A 1,296-nucleotide genomic window follows, 5' to 3' on the forward strand; every position below is an offset into this window, starting at 1 on the left:
GCGCGTGCGCGGGTTGATGGGGGCGATGTCGGCGACGAACGCCCCGGAATACACCAGCCCTACCCGCTCGCCGATCAGCTCGACGTTCGAGTTGCTGGTCCAGCGCAGCAGCCAGCGCTCGGTTTCCGCCCCTTCGTTGGTGACCTGGATGGGGTGGGCGACGGTGTTGAGCGTGGCGGTGGCCGGCGTGCCGGTGAAGCTGTCTTCCCAGGTGCCGGTGACCCAGGTCTGTTGGTCCCACACGGCCGAGACGCGGGCGCGGCGGTCGCCGTGGATGAGGCAGGAGGCGACGATGGTGTCATCTGCCGGGAAGTCGTGGGTCAGCGCGCGGGACAGTTCGATGGCGCCGTTGATCTGCACGTCGGTGGCCAGGCGCAGGTCGGCGATGGTGTGCTGCACGGTGAGCGGCGTGGCCAGGCCGGCGAGCGAATCCCAGGCGAGCGTGCCTGCGGCACGATCCAGGGTGTAGCCGTCGGTGACCGGGGCGCCGGTGGCGTCGAGCACGCGCACCCAGGCGATGCGCGGCCGCCCGAGCGCGAGGCGGTATTGGCCGTCGGCGAGCGTGGGGGTGCCGGCCGTGGTGGCGGCATGCATCACCATCACCACCCCGCCGCGCCGAAACACCGGCACGCGGCCATCGGCCGGCAGGCGCACCGGGTCGATGCCCAGGATGTCGGCGTCGAGCGGCAGGTAGGTGTAGGCGATGGCGTTGTAGCGCAGCGTCTCGGGCAGCACGGGCCAGGGGCGCCAGATCTTGCCGTCGCTGCCGATGTCCTCGGCGTCGTACCACCATTCGGCGCGGGCCTCATCGGTGAGCGCGGCGGCGGTGACGAAATCGCCGAACTGCAGCTCGACCAGGCCGGACTCGTAGTCGATGCGGCCGTAGATGTGCGAGGCCAGCAGATTGCCGTCGAGGTCGGCGGTGGCGATCAGTTGATTGCCGGCGACATCGACCACCGACACCACCAGGCCGGTGGGCTTGATGGGCGCCAGCGCGGTGTTGAAGGTGATGGTGGCGATGGGTTCGTGGCGGCCGTTGCGCGTCCACAGGCTGTCGAGGCTGAAGGCGGTGGGGCTGCCGCTGGCGACGTAGTCCGTCATGGTGGCGATGCCGGATTCGTAGTCGATGGTGCCGGCGGCAAAGCCGGGATCGGTGTCGCTGCGGCCGCGGTACAGCACGCCCTCGAAATCGACATAGACGGTGCCCATCCAGGTGAACATGATCGAGCCGGGCACGACCTGGTCAGCGGTGTAGGGGCACAGATCGATCTGCACGGCGGGCGGCGACACCGTCAT

At 69.7% G+C, this 1,296-nt stretch carries 1 pseudogene; it reads right to left on the reverse strand.

Going from position 1 to position 1,296, the window contains the following annotated elements:
- Nucleotides 1–1,296: pseudogene (locus TBU01S_RS22640) on the reverse strand (hypothetical protein); the annotation flags it as partial.

The organism is Thauera butanivorans NBRC 103042 (assembly GCF_001591165.1).
Taxonomy (GTDB): domain Bacteria; phylum Pseudomonadota; class Gammaproteobacteria; order Burkholderiales; family Rhodocyclaceae; genus Thauera; species Thauera butanivorans.